Source organism: Rhizomicrobium sp., from assembly GCA_037200045.1.
Lineage (GTDB): Bacteria > Pseudomonadota > Alphaproteobacteria > Micropepsales > Micropepsaceae > Rhizomicrobium.
In genome coordinates, this window is record JBBCHM010000002.1 from 312,305 (window position 1) to 333,606 (window position 21,302).

Annotated in this window: 15 protein-coding genes and 1 pseudogene; 4 read left to right on the top strand and 12 right to left on the bottom strand. The window is 60.3% G+C overall.

From position 1 onward, the window contains the following. Positions 1–2: 2 nt before the first annotated feature. The 9 genes from WDM86_16740 to WDM86_16780 form a co-directional block, all read right to left on the bottom strand. Positions 3–683, bottom strand: a complete 681-nt coding sequence (locus WDM86_16740; protein ID MEI9991677.1) for a TonB C-terminal domain-containing protein — start codon at positions 681–683, stop codon at positions 3–5. Positions 684–698: 15 nt separating this feature from the next. Continuing rightward, positions 699–1,103: a biopolymer transporter ExbD gene (locus WDM86_16745; GenBank protein ID MEI9991678.1), complete on the bottom strand. Its 405-nt coding sequence runs from the start codon at positions 1,101–1,103 to the stop codon at positions 699–701. 1 nt (position 1,104) lies between these two features. Further along, positions 1,105–2,931 carry a DUF2341 domain-containing protein gene (locus WDM86_16750; GenBank protein MEI9991679.1) on the bottom strand — a complete coding sequence of 609 codons (1,827 nt, stop codon included), beginning with the start codon at positions 2,929–2,931 and terminating at the stop codon, positions 1,105–1,107. Positions 2,932–3,047: 116 nt separating this feature from the next. Then, positions 3,048–4,682: a POTRA domain-containing protein gene (locus tag WDM86_16755; protein MEI9991680.1), complete on the bottom strand. Its 1,635-nt coding sequence runs from the start codon at positions 4,680–4,682 to the stop codon at positions 3,048–3,050. A 299-nt stretch (positions 4,683–4,981) separates the two neighbouring features. Further along, positions 4,982–5,962, bottom strand: a complete 981-nt coding sequence (locus WDM86_16760) for a FecR domain-containing protein (GenBank protein ID MEI9991681.1) — start codon at positions 5,960–5,962, stop codon at positions 4,982–4,984. Between the two features lie 117 nt (positions 5,963–6,079). Continuing rightward, positions 6,080–6,562: an RNA polymerase sigma factor gene (locus WDM86_16765; protein ID MEI9991682.1), complete on the bottom strand. Its 483-nt coding sequence runs from the start codon at positions 6,560–6,562 to the stop codon at positions 6,080–6,082. A gap of 151 nt (positions 6,563–6,713) precedes the next feature. Then, the gene (locus WDM86_16770; GenBank protein MEI9991683.1) at positions 6,714–7,409 is read right to left on the bottom strand and encodes a secretin and TonB N-terminal domain-containing protein; all 696 of its coding nucleotides are present in this window, start codon (positions 7,407–7,409) and stop codon (positions 6,714–6,716) included. A gap of 22 nt (positions 7,410–7,431) precedes the next feature. Further along, positions 7,432–7,680: a hypothetical protein gene (locus WDM86_16775; GenBank protein MEI9991684.1), complete on the bottom strand. Its 249-nt coding sequence runs from the start codon at positions 7,678–7,680 to the stop codon at positions 7,432–7,434. Positions 7,681–7,801: 121 nt separating this feature from the next. Then, positions 7,802–8,434, bottom strand: a complete 633-nt coding sequence (locus tag WDM86_16780) for an energy transducer TonB (GenBank protein MEI9991685.1) — start codon at positions 8,432–8,434, stop codon at positions 7,802–7,804. Between the two features lie 740 nt (positions 8,435–9,174). Between WDM86_16780 and WDM86_16785 the strand changes: the two genes are divergently transcribed. Then, positions 9,175–10,311 carry a tyrosine-type recombinase/integrase gene (locus WDM86_16785; protein ID MEI9991686.1) on the top strand — a complete coding sequence of 379 codons (1,137 nt, stop codon included), beginning with the start codon at positions 9,175–9,177 and terminating at the stop codon, positions 10,309–10,311. 836 nt (positions 10,312–11,147) lie between these two features. Here WDM86_16785 and WDM86_16790 read toward each other — a convergent pair. The 3 genes from WDM86_16790 to WDM86_16800 form a co-directional block, all read right to left on the bottom strand. After that, a complete protein-coding gene (locus tag WDM86_16790) occupies positions 11,148–12,002 on the bottom strand; it encodes an ATP-binding protein (protein MEI9991687.1) in 855 nt (284 codons plus the stop codon). Further along, a complete protein-coding gene (locus WDM86_16795) occupies positions 11,984–16,120 on the bottom strand; it encodes a DUF3320 domain-containing protein (protein MEI9991688.1) in 4,137 nt (1,378 codons plus the stop codon). The genes WDM86_16790 and WDM86_16795 overlap by 19 nt, the downstream gene beginning before the upstream one ends. 454 nt (positions 16,121–16,574) lie before the next feature. After that, positions 16,575–17,180 carry a DUF4011 domain-containing protein gene (locus WDM86_16800; GenBank protein MEI9991689.1) on the bottom strand — a complete coding sequence of 202 codons (606 nt, stop codon included), beginning with the start codon at positions 17,178–17,180 and terminating at the stop codon, positions 16,575–16,577. Between the two features lie 271 nt (positions 17,181–17,451). Between WDM86_16800 and WDM86_16805 the strand changes: the two genes are divergently transcribed. From WDM86_16805 to WDM86_16815, 3 genes and pseudogenes are all read left to right on the top strand, one after another. Further along, a complete protein-coding gene (locus tag WDM86_16805; GenBank protein ID MEI9991690.1) occupies positions 17,452–18,417 on the top strand; it encodes a hypothetical protein in 966 nt (321 codons plus the stop codon). A gap of 1,381 nt (positions 18,418–19,798) precedes the next feature. Further along, positions 19,799–20,215, top strand: a pseudogene (locus WDM86_16810) (tyrosine-type recombinase/integrase). A gap of 430 nt (positions 20,216–20,645) precedes the next feature. After that, the gene (locus WDM86_16815) at positions 20,646–21,080 is read left to right on the top strand and encodes a hypothetical protein (GenBank protein ID MEI9991691.1); all 435 of its coding nucleotides are present in this window, start codon (positions 20,646–20,648) and stop codon (positions 21,078–21,080) included. The last annotated feature ends 222 nt before the right edge of the window (positions 21,081–21,302 follow it).

The following is a 21,302-nucleotide window of genomic DNA, read 5'->3' on the forward strand; positions in this document are numbered from 1 at the left end:
CGTCAGCCGGGTCTTTGCGCGACGTTGCGCATCACGATGGGCATGGGCATGTCTTTGGGCGGCGGCTCGCGCAGCGTGAGACCGACGAAGACGTCGTTCTCGAGGGCCCGATCTAGCTCCGGATCGCCGGTGGAGGAACTGAGGCGCACGCGCTGGATATGGCCCTCGGAATCCGCCCAGATGCTGATCTGAACGCTGAACCTGGAGCGCCGCGTCTTGGGATTGTTGCGCAGGGCCTCGGAAATCTGCTCCTGCACGATGCTGGCGTACCAGCCCCAGCGGCTGCCGCCGCCGCCATCCAGGATACCATTGCCGCCGGGCGATCCGCCGAGATTGAAGCTGTCGCCCGGGCCGACCGCGGTGGTGTCCAGACCCAAGGGCCCCTTGGCCGGCGTGTTGGGCTTGGTCGTATCGACATGCTCCTGCTTGATTTCCGGCGTGATCATCTTGGGCTGGGTGATCATTTTCGGTTCGGGCAAGGGCTGCTGCTGCGGCGGAGGGGCCGGCGGCGGCGGCACGATCTTCACCATCGTGAATTCCGTCACCTTGCGCACCGGCTGGTCGCTGCTCCCGAGGAAGTAGCCCGCAACGCCAAGGACGAGCACGACCGCCGCGGCCGCGATGAAAGCGGAGCGATGCCGGCGGAACAGCCCCCCTTCGTCCTCCACATAAATCTCAGCCATCGCGCGCCGCTCCCATCATTTCGTCAGCGGCTTGGTCGCGAGCCCGACCTGGGTGATGTTGAGACGCCCGAGCAGGTCGAGCACATCCATCACGGTCTGGTATTGCGTCTGGCCATCACCCTTGATCACGACGGGAAAGTCCGGCGTCAGCGCTTTTTGCTGGATCAGACGCTGTTCCAGCTCCGGCAACGTGACGGGCACGGTGTCGAGGAAGATCTTGCCGTCATTGGTGATCGAGATCGCCTTGGTCTTGTTCTCGGTCAGGCTGGGCTGGGCGCTGGCGCGCGGCAGGTTGACCTTCATGCCCTGCACCGATGCCGTGGTCATGATGATGAAGATGATCAGCAGCACATAGGCGAGGTCCAACATCGGCGTGATGTTGATGTCGTCATAGGGCTTGTTTTCGGGCTGGAGCTGCATCTCAGCCGCCCGCCTGGCCGCTGTAGAACTCGGCCATCTTCGTCGTGAACTCGTCGACGAAGACCTGCATGTCGCTGGTCAGGTCGCGGATGCGCGAAGTGAGATAGTTGTAGCCAAACAGCGCCGGTATCGCGACGATGAGGCCGGCGACCGTCGCCACCAGCGCCGCTGCGATACCGGGCGCGATGGCGTTGACGTTCACGTCGCCCGAAGCGGCGATCGACGCGAAGGTGATCATCACGCCGATCACCGTGCCGAGCAGGCCGAGGAACGGTCCGCCGGAGATCGCGATGGTGAGCAGCACCATCTGGCGATTGAGCCTCTGGATCTCGCGCACCAATCCGCTGTCGAGCGCGGCGCGGATCGCCGCGATGGATTGGGCGGAGAGCGTCCGCGAGCGCACGCCCGCGAAGCGGCGGCGCAGTTCCTCCGCCCCGACATGGTAGATGCGATAGAGCGACGAATTTCGGACCATGTTCTTGTCCGCCGCCGTCACCTTGCCGCTGAGCCCCGCGATCGCTTCGGCACCGCCCTGGTCGAGCACGGTGAGATCGGCGGCGACTTCGCGGAAGCTCGTGAGGAAATGACCGTTGGCTCTGGCGAGTTTCGAGAGATAGGAGGCCTTGTCGACCATCACCACCCAACTCAGCGCCGCCATGACCATCAGGATGCCGATCACCACCCAGCCGTCGAGCGTCACGGATTTCAGGATCACCGTGAGATAGCCGGACATCCAGCTCGCGCTTTCCTCGTCCACGCTCGAGGTGAGGAACTTGCCGTTGTCGCCGCCCTGCCCGACTGCCGCAACCTTGATGAACCCTGCCGGATGCGCCGTCCTGGAGATTTCCAGTTCGTCCATCTCACCGACGAACCCACCTGTTGGGGCTGCAGTAGGCGGCGTGCTGGACTGATCGGTCGCCGCGGGCTGCGCCGGCGCCGCAGTGTCGCCGCCGATCACGGCGGCGCCAGCGAGCGCCGGAATGCCGACAGCCAGCCCGCCGGCCTGTGCGCCGTCGACGAATAGCGTGATCCGCGGACCGGACGCGACGACCGCGATATGGTGCCAGCCATTGGGCGGCAGCGCCGCGTTGGGCGCGCTGCGCTGCGTGCCGGCCGCGCTCGTCACCGCGACGAAGGGAGCGCCATTATCGACGCCGATCAGGAAGGCATTCGCGCCATCCCTGCGGCTGAACAGGATCGCGCCAGGCTGCGGCGCGCCCGTCTTGATCCAGGCCGACCAGGTCAGCGCCTGACCGTCCGCCCAGGACAGCGACTGCGATGCCGGCAGATGAAGCAGGGTCTGACCATCGAGCCGCAGGCCGCCCGCGATCAGCGACCCGTCGACCGCTATGCCCGCGCCCTGCGCATTGTTCGCCCATTGCGTGAAGTCGCGCGCCGGACCGCCCTTCTCACCGAAATGGTAGACGAGGACCGTGTCGGGGTCGTAGCTGCCCTTGGCGTCGTCGGCCGCAGACGCTTTGGCGTTGCCATAATAGAGATAGACGCTGGTCTGGGCGCCCGGCTTCAGATCGGGCACGCTCACCCAGACGAAAGCCTCGCCGAGTAGGCTGTCGAACTTCTCAACATGGAATTTGAGCGGCGTCGCGTCGTCGCCGGCGACGAAGCGGATGTCGCTGCCGTCCGGCTTGACCTTGTCGAACTTGAAATTGCCAGCATGCAGCCGCACTAGGACCGGCGTGGTGCCGATCGGACCGTCGATATTGGCGCCGGCGGCGCTGGTATCGAGCGTGATCTTCTCGCGGTCCGACCAGTCGCCATTCCACCAGGCGTAAGCGGGTGTCGGCACCGCCGCCAGGAGTAAGGTCACTCCCAGCGTCAGGATAGCCAGAAACTTGTTTCGCACTCGCTGCATGACCGCCCCAACCCGAATGTGTGTTTCAAACATTTGTCTTCGATGCTCCCGGCCCAAGCCGCCCATGGACTTCAAAAATCGACCCAGGCGCGCAGGCTCAATCGCGTCTGCCCGGCTTTCGTGGAGGTTTGCGTGATGAGCGGCACACCGGCGTCCACCGAACCGTTGAGGTGATGGAACAACTCGAACCGCGTGCCGCCGCCGACGCTCAGCAGCGGGAAAAACGCCTTCTGATCCGGCAGCGGCTGGTTGATCGTCAGCATGCCGCCATCGGTGAAGCCGTAGATTCGCCAGTCGCTGATGAAGAACTTGTCGCCGGTCTTTCCGAAGAGGCCCGGCAGATAGGGACTTCTGAGCTCGAACGTGCCGAGGCCGCCATTGTCACCGAGCGTTTCGGATTCGAGATAGCCGCGTACCGTGTCTAGGCCGCCGCCGCTCAACTCCTCGGCGCTCACCAGCGGCTCGTCGGACAATTGACCCTGAACCTTCACATAAGCCTGAAAGCCGAGGGGCAGATCCTGCGCACGCGACAAGTCGGCACGGAAATAGATGAAATCGCCGGACGCCTTGAAGCGTTTGGTGTCGAACGCCACCGGATCGCTGCCGAGCCCGCGTAAGTGGAACGTGACGCTCGTATCCAGCTGCGTCAGCGCACCGTCCTGCGCCCACGTCGCGCTGTAGGCCGCCGTCAGCGGATAATAGGTGATCGGTGCTTGAACGGTCTGGCCGCCCAGCGTCACGCCCTGGTCGAAATGCTTGTAGTCGAAGCCGAGGCTCAGCGTATGGAAGAAGCCATCCTCGTAGGGCAGCGTAAAGATCGCGCGTGCGCCGGCGATCTCGCCGCGGCCCGCGACATTGATGTCGCCGATCGTCGAGACGTCGCTGTCCTGTTTGACGCCGTAGGCCAGCAGGCTGAGCCAGCTGATCCCGGGAATGCGCGCCAGATAGGACAGGGAATAGACTTCGGCGTCCGACGGACGCTCCGGCGCGACCTGATAGGTGAAACTCAGTGAATGACCGAGCTGCCACAGATTGTCGTAGTGCACCGTCGCGTTCAGGCGCGTGTGCGTCGTATCAGAACTGTAGCGATTGTTAATTTCGAGGTTCGCGTGCAGCGGCAGCGTGTCATCGACATTGAGATCGACATCGACGGTGCCGGGCGTTTCGCCGGCGCGCAGCGCGGGCGTCACGCGGCGGTCGGGCTGCTGGTTGAGCGCGACGATGTCCCGCTGCACGTCGTTGAAATTGGGCGTGGTGCCTTCGGCGAGCGAGGGCGCGTCCTGTCGGATCGCGTCGGGGAGAAAATAACGGGCGCCGTTGACGCGCAGCCGGCCGACAGTGCCTTCGACAACCTTGAGCGTAACAACGCCGCCGCTGACGCGCTGCGGTGGCACTTGGACCGCGACGGTCTGATAGCCTTTCGCCTTGTAGACGGCCTCCAACGCGGCGCGGGCTTTTTCGACATCGTCGGTCGTGCGGCCGGGCCCCAGAAAGGGATAGACCGCAGTTTCGACATCGTCCTGCGGCAGCAAATGCTCGCCTTCGATGCGATATTCGTTGATGTCCAGATGCAGCGGCGCCGACGGAGCCGCAGGCGGCTGAGGCGGCGTCGGTTGTGCAGGGGCCGGTACGGGACTGGACGCAGGCACAGCGCTTTGAGCGGCAACAGCGTCGCCGGCAAACCCGCACGCAATCGCCGACCCCATCAGCACGGCGATTGATACGCCTCGCCTACGCACAACAATCGCCACCGCCCTACCCTCAATCCGACAGACATCGTTCGCAGCCGCTGCTCTTTTGCGGACGCGTCAAAACCAACCCCGACAGGCAACTGCAATTCTGCGGGCCGAAATTTCGCCCGCACATTCCCTTAACGATGTGGAGGACACATCAACGACGACGAATGCATTCGCGAACGCGTCGAACGCCCTCTCGACCGGCCTCTCATTCCTAATGACAAGCAGGCGCGATCAAACGCGAAGGTCGGAATCGTGAATTTTTTGCGTCAGCTAACCAGAACGATGCCGGCCGGCAGTTCCGTGATTTGAGCGCCGAGCTTTTGCAGCTGGGCAAAGACGCCATCGATGTGATTGATCTGCAAAATGCCGTTGAATGTCCGGCGCGCCAATTGCTGATTGACGAGGACGATCCGGCCCGGGCGGTAGCGATTAACCACGTCGAGCATCTGCGCCAGCGGCTGATCGCGAAAAATCAGCAAGCCCCTGCGCCATGCCGTTGCGGCCTCTGCATCCGAAGCGGTGCCGGCGCCCAACGCATCGGTGGTATAGGTCAGTTGCTGCCCCGATCGAATTTGCGTGGCGCGTTCGCGTTGCGCGATTTCGACCGTGCCCGTTACGCAAGTCACGCAGACGGTATCGCCATCGCTACGCACGTCGAAATTCGCCTGCGTGGCGGTCGCTTTTCCGGTTCCCGCAACGACCGTGAAGGCGTTCGACGGCGGGAGGTTTGCCGTGAAGGCTGCTTCGCCGGAGATCAGTTCGACCCGCGGCTTGATCTGCGCTGAACGCACGGCGATGCTGGTTTGCGTGTTCAATTCCAGCAAGAGGCCCGTCGTCAACATGACTTGGCGCCGTTCCCCCTTGCCGGTCCGATAATCGGCGGACAATTCCGCGAGCGACGGCCACAGGCCCAATTGCGGTCCGGCAAAAAATGCGCCGGCGACCGAGGCCGCAATCGCTCCCCCCAGCAAAGCGCGACGGCCGACGAGTCTATTGGAATGCGGGATGTGCGTGCCGGCCGCCGTTTGCGGCATCAGGGCGAGTTCTCGCCCAGCGGCCCGCAACGCCAATCTCAGTCTGAGGGCCTCGTTGAACGCCGCGACATGGGCGGGACTGCGAGCCTGCCAGCGCATCAGCGCATCGGCATCGGCCTCGGTTGCCGCGCCGGATGTCAGCCGCACGATCCACTCCAGGCTTTCGCCCATCAGCGGATCGAGCACAGCCTTGTTATCGGCGGGATCGCTCATGCCTGGTCAAATTCCCCCCGTCTTCCCTGGCGCGTGCGTCGCAACAGGACTGTTGGTGCACAAGCGACCGAAACCTCTACTCATAAGGACAACGCAGGCCGGCCATTAGCGAATATTTTATTGCCGTTTGAGCCGCAAGAGACAGTGTTCGAGGGCGTCTTTGAGCTCGATCTGGACCGTCCGCACGGTAATCCCGAAGCGCCGTGCGATCTCCTGGTGCGAAATCTCGTCCATCCAGGAGGCGATGAAGATCTCCCGGCGGCGAGCGGGCAGCTCGTTAAGGGCGCGCTTCAGCACCTCGATTTCGGAGCGTGCTTCGGCGGCTCTCGCGGGGCCCGGTGCCTCGTCGGCGATTTCCAGCAGCATATCGGTTTCGGAAACGCTCAACCGCCGGCTCTCGGAAACCCTGCGATTGGCCGCGATGTTGAGGGCCATGCGCAAAAGATAGGCTTTCGGACTGCGCACCGGCCCGATTTCAGTACCGCTTTCCAGGCGCAAGAACGTGTCTTGCAATGCTTCCCGCGCAAGCTCCGAGGAGCCCAGCCGACGGGTCAGCCATTGCGCGAAATCCTCATAGCCGGCCAGGAGGAGATTGCGCAACGCAGCCCTATTCGACTCTGCCACTGCGTACCCCACCAGGTCCAACATCCCGAAGCGGCACGGCTGACGCGACAGCCAAGCCACGGCCGGAACGGACGCTATTTGGCCGAACCTAGTCAAGGCCGCTTACGCAGCTAACATCGGTCGACGTTCAAAGCGGCTTCACTTCGATCCGAATGGCGATGGGTTGCGGCAATCCGGCCGGCGGCGGTTGACTGACCGCAAATCCGTCCAAGATTTCCACGATGGCTTTGTCGCGCGTCCTGCTGCCGGTCGAAAGAGAAAGTTCGGATCGCCGAACCTCGCCTGCCGGACCGATCCAGATATTCGCATGCACGACGAAATTTCCCGCACGCGTCTTCGCGTTTCTCTGCAACGCTTTCAACAGATCGGACCTGATCACCGCGCTGTAGGCGTTAAAATCGTCGGCCGGCGCGTCCACCCGCAACGTATCGAGCGAAAGAACGCCGCCTTCGATGGCATGGACGGGACTGTCCAGGGCGGCGCCCGCGCCCGTCGCCGGAAGCAGCACGAAGCTGCTTGCATCGACGTGGCGCGCGGTCAAATTCGTTCCCGCGAGCAGGGCCAGCAAACCATCGTCACGGGTAAAGCTTCCCTTCACCGCCGACGAACGGAGCCCTCGCGCCAGCGAGCTATCGTAGAGGACCTGCATACCCGCGCGCTCGCCAAAAGCAACAATGGCCATCTCGAGCGGCTGCGACGGAATATCGAATTCGATGCGCTCTGAAGATTTGACCACCGGCGCGTCTTCAGCCGCGGCGGGCGATCCCAGCGCGGCGCTGGCAAGCAACAGCAGCGCCATCCAGCAAATCGTCAGGCGCGACATGCGAGGCTCTCGAAACAGGCGCTCAATGCCCTGCGATGGGATGCGCAAAAACGGGCGCCGGCGGACGATAGGGCGTTGGCGACTTGCCAAAATTCTGGCCGAATTGCTGATTCACGGCGGCCTGGTTGAAACCTCCCGTCAGTACGGACGGCGACCCCGCGCCGACCGGCGCGATATTGCCGATGGACTGAACCGTCTGCGCCTGGCGGGCGAGTTGCTGATTGAGGCAGTCGTAGGAATTGGACTTCACGCCGGCGATCTCGACTTCCACGCAAACCTGGCTGGGCGCATCCGATTTGGGCGGGATGTCGGCCGCATGGCCGACCGCCGAGGCCAAAACGTAGACAAGCGCGGTAGGGAAAGGCCATTTCATCTCAGACGTCCTGTCGATGTCAGGATTTCGCAAACGCGACCGGCATCGTGATATTCAGACGATCGGGTAAATCGGGCGGAATCGGCGGCAGGGGTTGTGCTCTGCGAACGGTTTCCATGGCTTCCCTGTCGAAGAAATCATAGCCCGAGCTCTTGTCGACCCAAAGATCGAGCAGCTCACCGCCGCGATTCATGACAAAGACGATTTGCACTGTGCCTTGCAGCCGCTCACGCACAGCGTCCTGCGGATAGTGCTTGAACCGTCCGATATGCGCGGACAGGATCTCTTGAAAGTGCGAGACGGTGTCGTTGCTGGCGATCATCGTGTCTGCCGGCGACGCAGGCGTTGCGCTCGGTGTTGGAAGCGGCGTGGGCGATGGCGCGGGACTTCGATTTTGTGATTGGCGAATGTGTCGCAGCGCCTTGCCTGAAGTTGTCGCCGGGTTCATCGGGCTCGGGGCTTGCGGCTGATCGGTGGCCACGCGATTTGAGAAAGAGGGAACAAGCTGGACTTGCACGACAGTCCTGGACGGCCGTCCAGACTGGTTTTCCGGCTGGTGATGTAGCCAATAGACCCCCCCGACAAGGAACAGCACGACGCCGGAAGCGACAGCCGAAAACCGCTGCAACTCTCCTAAAGTTATGTCGCTCATGCCTGCGTGCTTTGGCTTATCCGGCGTCTGCCCGCCATCACGGTACCTTAGTCGAAATTCGCGACAGGCAAAACCAGTCCCGGCAGGACACGGCTTAGGCTACGCCAAGGCTGCAAAATCCTTTCGCTTATCGCTCGGCCAAATCTGCCTGCTGCGCAAATACCGCTTGATCGGGCTTGTTTGCGCTCAGGCCTCCCTGATTGAACCGGCGCCATATCGCTTCCCTGGGTGCTGCCCGGGAGACGTCACTGATCCTATGAGAGTGAGAGGTTGGTGGTCTCGACTGAAACCTTGGATATCTAAAAGTCGAGTCTGCGGGACGGAGATTTCGCCAACAGTTTGGGCTGGATTTCTCAGATGATCCGACCAAATTGCGGGTCGCTCCACTCCGCAGCATCTCGCCGGGCCGCGCTCGCGTCTTCCGGATCCGCCGTTCATGCGCGGCTGTCGTCGACTGCTTCACTTGCGTTTGGGACCGCCGCGCGCAGCGTTCTCCACATGAAGGAGAACCAACATCGCACGGAGAGCGCGTCGCGCTCGGACGGCGATCCACAAACCGATTCCAGATTGCCGCAGCTCCTGCGCGAGTACGACGCAGCTCGTTTCCTTGGTGTTTCAATCGACACCGTTCGACGCGAGCGCCGTGTCGGACGCATCGGATATACTCCCGTCCGCGGCAGAATCTTCTATACCGAAGAGCAGCTGCGCGCCTATCTCAACTCACAGGAGGTAAAGCCGACATGCGAAAACCAATCCAACCCGGAGACCGTGTCTTCGAAATCGGAGAGCATTGGATCTCCAAACGGCCAGACGGCAAAGGCGGCTGGCAAAGGACTTGGTACGACAAGAAAGCGCGACAAACACGCCGCGTTTCTCTTGGCACAGCGGACCTTGAGGAAGCCAAGCTGATCCTGGCCGGCTGGGTGCTCAAGAACGAGACGATGGTCGATGAGGACCCCGCGGTCGTGCCGCTGGCCACGGTTTTGATGCGCTATTGGAATGAGCACGCGTCCAAACTGCGCTCTCGCCATGTCATCGAACCGAACTTGGCTCTGTGGAATGAATTCTTCGGTGCCGTCACGGTCGCGGATTTGACAAAACGGCGCATCCGGGAATTCATCGACGACTTGCGCGCCAGGAAGTGGGCGCCGGCAACCATCAATCGCTGTTTGTGCGATGGCCGCTCGGCGCTCAACCGTGCGAAGCGGGAGAGCGAAATCACAAGCGTGCCGTTCATCCCGACGGTGGACGTGGGCGAGCCAAAGGAACGGGCGCTGACCCTCGACCAGATGGCGATCATCTTCGAAAACGTTAAGTCCGATCATCTCGTGATGTTCTGCCTGGTGATGGCGAACACCATGGCGCGGCCCGAGGCCGTTCTCGAACTGACCCGCTTTCAACTCGACTTCGAGAGCAAGCTGGTCCGGCTCAACCCCGAGGGTCGCAAGCAGACGAAAAAGTATCGGCCGACCGTTCCGATGACCAACACCCTGCTGCCGTGGCTAAAGAAGGTGAAGACCAACTACGTCATCACCTATCACGGCGACCGCGTCTTCTCGGTCAAGAAAGCCTTCCAGCGCCTGCCCAAGATCGCCAAGGGGTTGCCCGAGCGGATTTCGCCGTACTGCATCCGGCACACCATGGCGAAAGAACTCAGGCGTCGCGGCGTTCCGCCGTGGGAGGTCCAAGGCATGTTGGGGCACAAGGCTGCCGGACTGCGAACGACGGAGATCTACGCCAAATACGATCCGAGCTATCTGAGTGCGGCACGGGTCGCCATTGATGAGGTCATGGCGGACATCGACGCGAAAATGACGAAGCGCAAAATCATCCTGCCGAGCCAGCCACAGCTGGTGGCAGTCGGCGCGAAAAGTTGACTAAGTGCTTGAAAATGGTGGGCAATACAGGGATTGAACCTGTGACCTTCCCCATGTCAACGGAGGGGCCATTCAACGATTTCAATAGCTTAGATGTGCTGACGTGGGCAGGAAGAGGCAGAAAAAGGCCGGTTTTTGCCCCTGTTGCGTTACACTTGCGTGCCACCAGAACGCCTGTTCTCGTACTTCAAGTCAACCAGGTGGGCTGAGGCGCCCGAAGATTGATCAACGTCCGACATGGCCCAAAAGAGAATAGAAGTATCTGCCCCCATGCGTTCCGATCGCTGACAAGCCACGTGGTACAGCTCAGGTCGGTCCGGTAGGTGCCCGGCACTTTGGGGGACGAAGGCTTCTCCCCCAGTAGATCGATCCGATCGCCTATTTGGCCCACGCGGATTCTGACTGAGTTGTTGTCAAACATTGCCTCACTCAGGCTGGGCCGGGCTGGAAGGCCTCGTCGCTCGCGTGCTTGGGGGCTGGGGCTGGAAGCTCGCCTTGAGGCCGCCGGCGCTCAGCACGGCCGGGACATTGGGTTCTATGACCCGGTGATCCGGCAATCGGCGAACATTGATGCTGAATTGAAGCGTTACGGGTGCCCGAAGTGCTCTGAGCCAACGCACGCTTCTAGCCAACTGGCGGAGGTGAAACAGCACCGGCCAAATACCGTCTTGTGGATCCTAGTATCGACCCGTGCTGTGCGTGCCGCGCTGGTGGACAGCCCGAACGATCAGCCGATACCCGGCAACTATCGAGACAATTACTCACTGATGGTGAGATCGTGTTCGGCGAATTGATCTTGCGTGGACGGTTCATGCTCTGCGCAGGAGAAGACGGTTCTATCTGTTGAACCGCCCGCGCACATATTCGGTGATTTGGCTTACCGACAATTCCTGGGATGAGTTTCCCGTCCGCACGAAAAAGCGCTCTACAGGGCGGTCATTCTTGTCGCCGAGCTTGACGATGATTTGCGACGCGGCTGGTCCGACGTCCACTCTGCAAATCTCACATCCATTCACGGCCGGAAAGCTGACGCGTATCTTCGATGCTCGAAAAGCATGTCCAAAATGGCTCCCGAACAGCGATGTTAAATGCAGCTCAAATTTGTCGCGATTGCCGCCCAGACATCGATAATCCGGTTCCAGGCCCGCAATCGAGCCGTCGTCGCACACGCCGATGAATAGCACGCCGCCCATGCTGTTTGCGAACGCAGCGACTGTCTTGATAACGACCTCCTCCAATTTCTTGTTCGGTGCATTGGCCTGCACATCCCAACGAAGGGTTTGCTTGAATTCGAGCCTTTCGCTCTCGCCCTCCTGTATGTAAGCCTCGACAAATCCCGCCACATGTGCGGCGGCGCGGGCTGCGCCAGGACCCGATACGACTATGTTGCTTCGCTGGATAAGCGATCCGTCCGCAATCATTTTCTCCATCAGTTCGATGAACATGTCGCGGAGCGTCTGGCTTGTCGATTTGAAGCCCAGCAGGCGCGAGACCGCCTGAATGACCTGATCCTGCGTCGCACCAAAATTGGCATCGACCACGTCCAAGATCGCGGTGCGCAACTCAGACGGCGGCAGCATTTCAGGCTTCCGCAGTGTGGCTGAAGCGACGTTGCTGCGATCACGAATTTTGGCCACCCGGCCAGGGATCGACAGGAAAGCGTCATCATCAATCAGGCGTCCTTGCCCCACGGCGGCTTCAATTGCGCGCTCGACCGCATCTTGGATCCGCCCCCCCCCGCACGTCGCGCGCCCCAAGCGTCGCGGATGCGATTGACGACTTCGTCAACATGGACCGGCCCCTCTATGTCGACGACCTCTTCACAGAGGCGCGTCAGGATGCCAACCGGCGTCGCGTGGATGTCGTCGATGCAATTCGCCGGCCGCGTCAGGACGGCTTCTCGATAGGGCGCAGCTGTATCCGCAGTGCCCGACTCGGCGAATCCCACGGCTGGCGTTTCCCGCTCAATCGACTCCTCAAGATCGAACGTCGGGCCTCGCGAGCCTTCTTCGCTGGTTTGCAATGCGGCATCGGCGGAGGCGGCTTTGATCGCCGCGACAATCAAGTCGAGCTGTTCGTTCGGCCGCTGGAACCAGTCGGCGCTCCAGACACGATGCATGGACCAGCCGTGGTCTTCGAGAACAGTGCGGCGCAGCCGGTCACGGTCGCGTGCGGAGCGTCCTTTACGATAGGAGGGTCCGTCAGTCTCAATACCAAGGATATAGTGACCTGCACGATCCGGGTCGAGCACTGCGATATCAACGAACAAGCCGGCGATGCCCACATTGCGATGGACTTGGCAACCGCGCGCAAGAAGCGCTGCGGCGATCTGCTCCTCAAGGACGCCGTCTTCGGCATCGACAAGGCTTTCGGCCGCCGTCAGTCGACCGGTCCGCGCGAAGCGGAGAAACGTCTTGAATGCATATACGCCTTTGCGGCTCTGAGCGAAGTCGGCGTCGATGTCCTCGTCGGAGATCGAAGAGAAGACCTCACAGCGGCTTTTCGCGCGGCTGATCAGAACGTTGAGCCGGCGTTCGCCGCCGGGCATGCCCAAAGGACCGAAGCGCATCGCCGGCCGCCCGCCCGGTTCGCTCGGGCCATAGCCGACGGAGATGAAGATGACATCGCGCTCATCGCCCTGAACGTTTTCGAGGTTCTTGATGAAGAATGGTTCGTTCGGGTGAGACTGGAAGAATGCCTCATGCTCAGGCGCTAGGTCGCGCCGCAGAACCTCGAGCTGATCTTGGATCGCCCGTCGCTGTTGCGCAGAGAACGCGGCCACGCCCAGCGACAGCTTACTGCAGTCTTTCGCGTGCTGGATGATGGCGCGCGCAACGACTTTGGCCTCGACAGTGTTGGTACGCGTCTTACCCGTATCGAACAGGCCGTCGGCAATGTGATGGAAGCGCAAGCCCGAACCGCCGTCGCTTGTATAGGGGCTTGGGATGATGAAAAGCTTGTTTTCGTAGAATTGAGAGTTCGAGACGGCGATCAGAGATTGGTGCCGGCTACGATAATGCCAGCGCAACATTCGCTTGGGCAATCCGCGCGCACTGAACAGACCCAGAATGCTCTCGATGTCGGCAACCTTCGTGGTGCCATCGTCGCTATCGTCTTCGGAATCGCCCATCATCTTGGAGAAAAAAGTTGTAGGCGGAAGCTGCTGCGGATCGCCAACCACCACGACCTGCTTACAGCGGGCCACGGCGCCGAGCGCATCGACCGGCTGAATTTGGCTGGCCTCGTCCATCACCAAGACATCGAACTTAATCGCCTCCGGCGGCAGGAATTGCGCGACCGATAAAGGGCTCATCATGAAGACAGGCTTCAGCGCCTGAATGGCCGGCGCTGCTCTCTGCATCAACTGGCGTATAGGCATATGACCTCGCCGGCGCGCAATCTCACCACGAAGCACGCCGAGCGGGCCAACAGCCGTGCCATGACTGGGCGGTATGGCGCGATAGTGCGTCCGAACCACTTCTAAACGAGAGCCGGCGATTCGCTGAAGATCAAGGTCGACAAAGGCACTGACGTCTCGCTGATGGACAGCGCCATCGAACCGGCCGAGCGCCGGGTCGAGCCGAATTTGGTCAGCGAGCAGGATCTCATAATAGCTGATCTCGAAGGCTGCGACCGCATCGGCGGGATTGAGGCGTCCGTCGTAGAAATGCTCAGTGAAAGCCGCGAGGTCCAGATTGTGCGCGGCGTCAACACGGTTGCAGTATGCGACCCACTTGGACAAGAGTTCGTGCTGGGCGAGCCAAAGGGCAAGCTTATCTGCCAGACGCGCGATCTCGACATCGGCGACGCGATCGGTGCCGAATGCCGCGATTGGCTCCAGGCGAAGATCGATCACGAGATTGTCGAAGTCCGACAGGAAGACATCGCAGTCCTTTTCGGCCTTCTCTGCTATTGCCGCAGGCGCGCTTTTGTCGACCAAGCGGCTCGCCAAGCCGCGCAATTCAGGGTTGGCACCAATCCAATCGGCGGCTTCACGCAGCGCCGCCCAGTCGGAATTGAGACCGTGCCAAGCCGTATCGCAAGCTGTCGCGCCAAGCGCGGCGCCCGCTTCCACCGCCTGCGCCGCACGCTGGCCGCGCGAGAGGTCGGCGAGCAAAGTCCGGCGGCCCGCCAGGTGGTCAGGGATCGGCGACATGAACGATCGACATGCGGCTTCAGCATCGCGAATCCTGGAAAACAGCTGAGCAAGGGGTGTCAAATCGGCCGCTGTCGGTAACATGTCGCCGAATACGGCAGGTACCGCCATCCCCAGGTCGGAAGCCACGCGCATCATCCCTTCACGCAACGCCGTCATGAGCGTCGCCACTTGCTTGGAGAGCAGCGCGATGCCGCTCTTGTCGGGCCGGCGCGCTGCGATGAGGCGGGGCTCTGCGCCGATGCCGCGCAAGCTGCGCATCCAGCCGACCAAAGCGAGGAGCGGGGCTGCTCGCGAGCGGTCGCCGCGCCAGTCGGAGCCGAATGCTCTGTCGCCGAATTCGTCTCCTGAGCGGATAGCCGCCAGCGCTTGGCGGCCTCGCTCAAGCGAGTCGAGCAGCGGGAGAAGCTCGGCAAGCGGCATCTTTGGGCCGCTCAGGACCGACTTGATCAGCTTATTGGCGCGACGCCATTCGCCGTTGAAGAAGCGGAAAAGGCTACCGCCATGCGAGGCGATCGTCGCACGCGCCGCGCGCAGGTCGAGCGACCAGGCCGCGTCGCTGAACTTGGCACTCGTGGCTTCGCGCGCGGACTCGAGTGTGGCGATGGCCTCTGCAAGATCCCCGGCGCGATCGACGCCCTCATCCCAAAGCGTTGCTGCAAATACCTCCGGACTAGCGTCAGGCGCGCTTGCGACCAGCTCGCCAATCGCCACTGCTCGCTCGATGCCCGCAAAGGTATCCACCGGCGCGAGTCCCAAGACATCAACCAACCGACGGCCTATCAGCTGAAGCTGCGGAATATCGCCAGCCATCTTGGAGATGGCGTCGAGCGCTTGGTTGGGAAGGTTGTCCGGCAACGGCGCCAAGGCAGTCTCAATCGCAGCGATATCGGCTTGCCAGCCGGCGGGACCGACCGCATGAGCGAGATCGCCGCGTATCGTCTTATACGTCTTGCCAGCTTCAAGCAGCACGTCGACTTCGGACGCCCGGTCCACCCAAGCCGCCGCGCCAAAGGCAGTGCAGGTCAATGGCGGCGCACCCGCGATCCGCCGCGCCAGCTCGCCAAGCGGATGTAGACCCGCGAGCGAGCCGGGCGCGTTCAACTCGAGACTGGCCGTAAGTGCGGCATGCGCGTCGCGTAAGATGGCAAGCTTCTGCGCAAGCGCTTCGATCACCGGCAGGAGTCGCTGGACGTCCAGCGGCGAAATGTTCGAGAGGCCAACGCCGCACCAGACGTGCTCTGCCGGCACACCAATATCTTCGATGCGCTCAACGAGCTCCGCCAATAGGCCGTGGCGATTCTGAAAATCAACAGGCGACCAAGACGGCGCACGTAGTAGCCGGAAGTCGTTCGGCTGAACGCCCGCCTGGCGTAGGCGTGCGAGCTGGCCGATCACCTGATAAGGCGAAAGCTCGGCCACCGGATGCGGCGTATGCATGCGCTCGACATGGGCGTTTAGGCCGTCGCGCGCTTCCGTCAGACGTGCAACCACATTTGAGCTGTTCTCGCCCTTGGGTGCGCCGAGTTCCCATGTCCGACGCAGATCATCCAGCACCGCTTTCTTGTTCGCTTTGCTGCTATGCAGTTCGAGACAGGCATCGCCAACGCCGGTCGTGTCGAGGCGGCGCTTGACCACTTCGAGCGCCGCCATCTTTTCCGCAACGAACAGAACAGTCTTACCGTCCGCGATGGCCGAGGCGATGATATTGGCGATCGTCTGTGATTTTCCGGTGCCAGGCGGGCCTTGGATAACGAGAGACTGCGATCATGGCGGACGTCCACGAACCGCCAAAGTCTGCGAGCTGTCACAGTCACAATATGAAGCATCTCGGCGGGAGGAATATGGCTGTCGATTTCCTCGTCGTCCGAATGTCCGTAAGCGTATCCATGAAACCGTCAGCAGAAGCGACCGAATCAACGGTCTCTCGCTGATCTTCTCGGTCGGCGGCCATACGGACGGGTCCAGATCGCGATACATCAGGAACTTGGCGAAGGAAAAGAAGCCGAGGACGATGTCGTTAGCGTCGACGGACCATCCCGTCTTGGCGGATACCGCCTCGCCAACAGCAGCGAAATAGATGGTCGGATCGAATTCATCGCCGGCATCAAAATGCGGCATCTTTCAGGCCGTGGACGCGCTCAAGGAAGGCTTCCAACGAAAGGTTGGACGCTGGATCCTCTTGGCGCCAGCGTAACTTAAATTTCTCGCCGGCATTGCCGCGCTCAAGAGAGACCGGAATGAGCACTAGCGGCGCGTAACGCACATTCTGCACGTTCGTGGGATCGATCCACTTCAGTGTACCGAGCGCCAGGAAGAGGATGTTGACGCCCTGTTCCTCCTCCAACGTCCGTGCGTCGATGTAAAGATTGAGCAAACGCTTCTGAAGACCTGCGGGTGTCAGTTTGGTCTGCAACCGCGTGTCGGCGTGGCGAGCGTAGACGCCACGCTCGTCCATGACATCGCCGTCGGGCTGCGCTAGTTCGGCGACCTCGTCTTCGTCGGTCTCCTCGGTGGCCGCCGATCGGCCAGCCAAGAAGGTGAATGGTCGGCTTTCCCGTACCAGGAGGCGGAAAACCTCGTCCGAACGTTCGTCGACAATTTCGAGGGTACTGGCGCTCTTCGCCGAGCGCGGAATGTTGAGCAGCTTGTTTCTGGCAGAGAGGTCGAGGAGTTCGGTCCGTGCTCGGTCGAGCTTTGTCTCGATCGGCAAACTGCCTTGGAACAGCGACCCATTAAGAGGCGATTCTATTGATCAGCACCCGACATTTCGGCCCCAGACGAAACGACTTTTGGAAACTCCTTTGGCTATGTCTAGGCCAACCGAAAACGTTTCCAATTTGACACAGGCAGACCAACAGAACGATGCGACGCCCGAAGCTTTCAGCCCGATTGCGGTCAACCACGAGCAAACATAGACTTAAGCTTGCAATTTACCCATAAAACAAGTTATAGTGGAATGGGGCAAGCGATAACTGCTAATTATGGACAGCTATAAATCTGTTCACGAATTGCGCATATTTGATCGCACCGCACCGGGGCGGCGCGATCTGAATGATGCGCTGGCTATCTTTGCACGGAACACCTCTCCTCTTATCCGTACGCAAATCAACCAGATACAAGAGAAATTCGAGAATCCCGAGAGTCCGACCGGCCGTTTCTACTACGCCGGTTTTTTTTCCAATGATCGCATCGTCGGCTTTAATATGTTTGCGTACTATCCGAAGTCGCGTGTGATCATCGTGGATCATATGGCGCTAGAGCCGGAGCACCGCCGGCATGGTTCCTTTTACATCTTTGCAATCTCTCCTTCAACAATGGATTTTGGCCAATTTGCCCGACGTCTCCTACGTCGTGACAGAGGTCGGCGTCGATCCCGCGTCGATCATGGCGACATAACAGGATCGCTTCTGGTTCGGCTGCTGCGCCAAGTCGGCTTCGGGCGCGTACACGTGAAATACTATCTTCCGAGCAACGAGCCGAAAATCTACCAGAAGAAATTCGAGGCGGCGCTGATGTTGCGCGGATTGAACCGAGTTCCTCAGATCCGGACCGAGGACCTGCTAGATATCGTCAAGGTCATTCTGTTTGAGCACGATCTGGCTTGGTACCGGGATTACTTTGGCGATTTTCTGCCAAGCTACGAAGCGCACCTCTCAGAGATCCTGACCGACATTCAGCGACAGGTGGAACACGAGCCCCACGGTCGACGTGAACGGCGACGCTTACGACGAATTGGGTGGACCTTCGCCGACCATCAAATCCGTTCTAGGTCTTCCATTTTCGGCTTTGGGGCATTCCGTGCTTTTTGTCGTGATGCTCGCAGCCGTGACCTTCGCGTCCTGGTTTCTTGGCCTAGGCCAAGGCGTTATGGCTTTCACCTTGATCATGGTGTTGGCCTATGCCGGATTGGCTGCCCTGTCCGAAGTCCGCGCACTGAACGTCTTTGATAGGCTGGGCAAAGTGACAATCGATCTAATCGATCGGCTCAGGCCAACTTCCGGCAGAAGAAAAACGCGTTATCGGCAAACTCGCCGACCCCAGGTATCAAATTCAAAGGGCGATCCAACCAGCTGAACCTTGCCGAAAAGTTCGGGTCCTTGGTGATCCGATATGCCAGTGCCGATGCAATGTGAGAGTATCGTCCGCGACGATCTCAAATCCTGCCGAGCGGAGGGACCGCAAGACATTCTTACGGCTGTACATCCAGAGCTGTTCGTCGCCTTTGTAGAAAGTGTTTACGAACGCCGCGTCGGCTCGGTACTTCGGGCTGAATAACAGCTCGGATGTATTGGAGAGCTCCACGTGCAGAAGCATGGGGGCCCCTTGGGCTGCTACACGCGCCATCTCAAATACCAAATCGACAAGCGAGCAATAGCTGGCTACCGCACCGACACAGATGACTGCATCTGCGCACCTGTCGGCGAAGGGCAATTTGTGTGCGTCCGCGCACACGGCGAGAGACTGTCCAGCCAAACGATCCAGCGCAAAATCCACTTGGATATATCTAGAACACGGAACATTTTGGCGAATTCGCCTGACCCGATGTCGATGACGATATCGGCATTGTTCAACATCCGGAAAAATCGTTCCACAGAGAGTTTTACGCGGGCCAGCATGTACGCATGCCAACGATCTTCATCTGTATAGATATCGGCAACCGCATTATATTTCGCTTGCACGCGAGCCGAGTAATCGGCTGTTTGTCCATAATTAGCAGTTATCGATAGATCGGGTCCTTCCCAGTTGGTTAGGAACCTCAAATTAAAGTCATGCTGCTATCCCGGTCGCTGAAACGGAGGGCTCAGATGGTGCGTTGCGTAGTCAGATTGATAGCTATTTAGAACGATGTCGGTCGGTTCGTAGACTTTCCTCTCACACACTGGATGCCTATGAGAACGACCCTCCACCAGTTTGATGGGTTGATGCCACGCGGAGAGGTGCTTTCGGCCGCCTCGCGCGGGGTTGTGTGATCAAGATTGCGGAAGATCCAAAGTACTCTCCGGCCACGATCAACGAAAAGTTGCATCGATTCGCGCCTTCCTTCGCGCGACGGATGACGCACTTGCGCTTGAAGCATTTGGTACTTGGTAAATTGAAAATTCGAATGCCGACTAGGCTTCCGAAGGCAATTCCGCGCCGCGAGTTGCGTGTATTGCTCGATAACGCTCGCACACAACAACCAGACGTGTTGCCGTGCGAAGACACGACGCATCTGTGCTTGGCGTTGATGGCGGCAACGGGGCTGCGCGTGTCCGAGCTTTGTTCCTTGCGGGTAAGGGACGTACAACCAGACACCGGTGAGATCACCGTCTACGGAAGGGCGCTCGCGAGCGGATTGTCATCATCGCGAACAGGCGGGTCCGTAAGGTGATGGCGTCGTACATTCGGACCCTGCCCGAACCCGACCGGGCGACAGCCCCGCTCTTTCGAAACCGCAGGGGCCGGCAACTTACGCCGCAGTGTCTTCGCCTTCGGCTCCATTCAGTGGCCCGCCGCGGGCGCCTCGGCCGGGTAACACCCCACATGTTACGTCACACCGCCGCGACCTTGCTGCTTGAGGGCGGGGTCGACATTCGGTTTGTTCAGCGCCTTCTCGGCCACGCAAGCATTGCTACAACTCAAATATATACGCACGTCAGTGACACTGCCCTTCGGAGCGCTCTGGAACGGGCAGACGTAATGCGCGCACCTGGTCTGAACTGTACTTGCCGACAACCTTGGGTTATCTTTGGTGTGGGCAAATAGCGATAACTATGAATTATGGGCCAATTCAGCGCGTACGACTGGCTGTTCGGCATTGAGCAAATCCTGCTGCTCTACGCCTTTGTCACAGTAGCCTTCGTCGCCTCATGTCGGTCCAGCTCTACCGGCGGCTTCAGGAGCAGGATGCCGCTCTCGCGCGCGGACAAGCGAGTCCTGTCGGGGCATATGTCATTCTGACTGTGAAAACCGCAATCCTCTGGTCATTGGATACAGAGCGAAGAGCGTGAAAGAACGCGCTTTGTGGATGTCGACGTAAGGTGGATGGATCGATATCGCACCTCGATCATCTTCCGCTTCGTCCGGCATATGCGCTCTACATCCTGGCTCTTCTCGTGTGGACGCGACCGGTCTTCTTCGATGGGCACAGCTATCACACGTTTAAGTACTCCGCGGACCTCTACAAGCTGTCATTTTGTTTGTGCTCTACGTTGGGTCCAACGTCTTCTTCGACTACTGCTCCCTGCGCGTGACGTTCGCGCACCTGGATCTCGCCCAGAAGACCGGCCGCTATGCGTACTATTTCACGCGTAACCTCGTGACCGTGATCGGCCTCTTCATCCCTTCCCAGATCGTGTCCTGCATCCTTTGGGTCTATAAGCGTGAACATCCTTCCTTCCCGACCCTTCACGGCAACATCGTGCAGAACTTTTTCGAGGAGACCACGTGGCCATACGCATTCGCTACAGGCCACGATGCGACGCAGATCGTGTCGGGTCTATTTCCGGGTCAGCTGCTGATCACTGGAATCGTCTTCGTGCCGACGCTGCTCGTTGTGTCGATGTTCGTCGTGTATTACGGGTTCTTGCAGGTCACCCCAAGCAGCGAAGCGCCTCTTGCTGTCGCATAGGCTCGACGATCTCTGCCGTGCCTTCTTGCGAGTGCGGCTCATCGCGATCTTTGAGCCGCCGGACAAGGTGAAGGGATTCGGCCTCTGCAATCTGGCATTCCTGGGACTACTTGACCTGTCAATCGTCACGCTGTTGGGAGCGGTCGCGAGCCCGCCTGATCTAGCTGTCGCAGAACGATCTGCACGTTGTAGCATTCGCCATTCGCTTTCTTGAACGCGAGC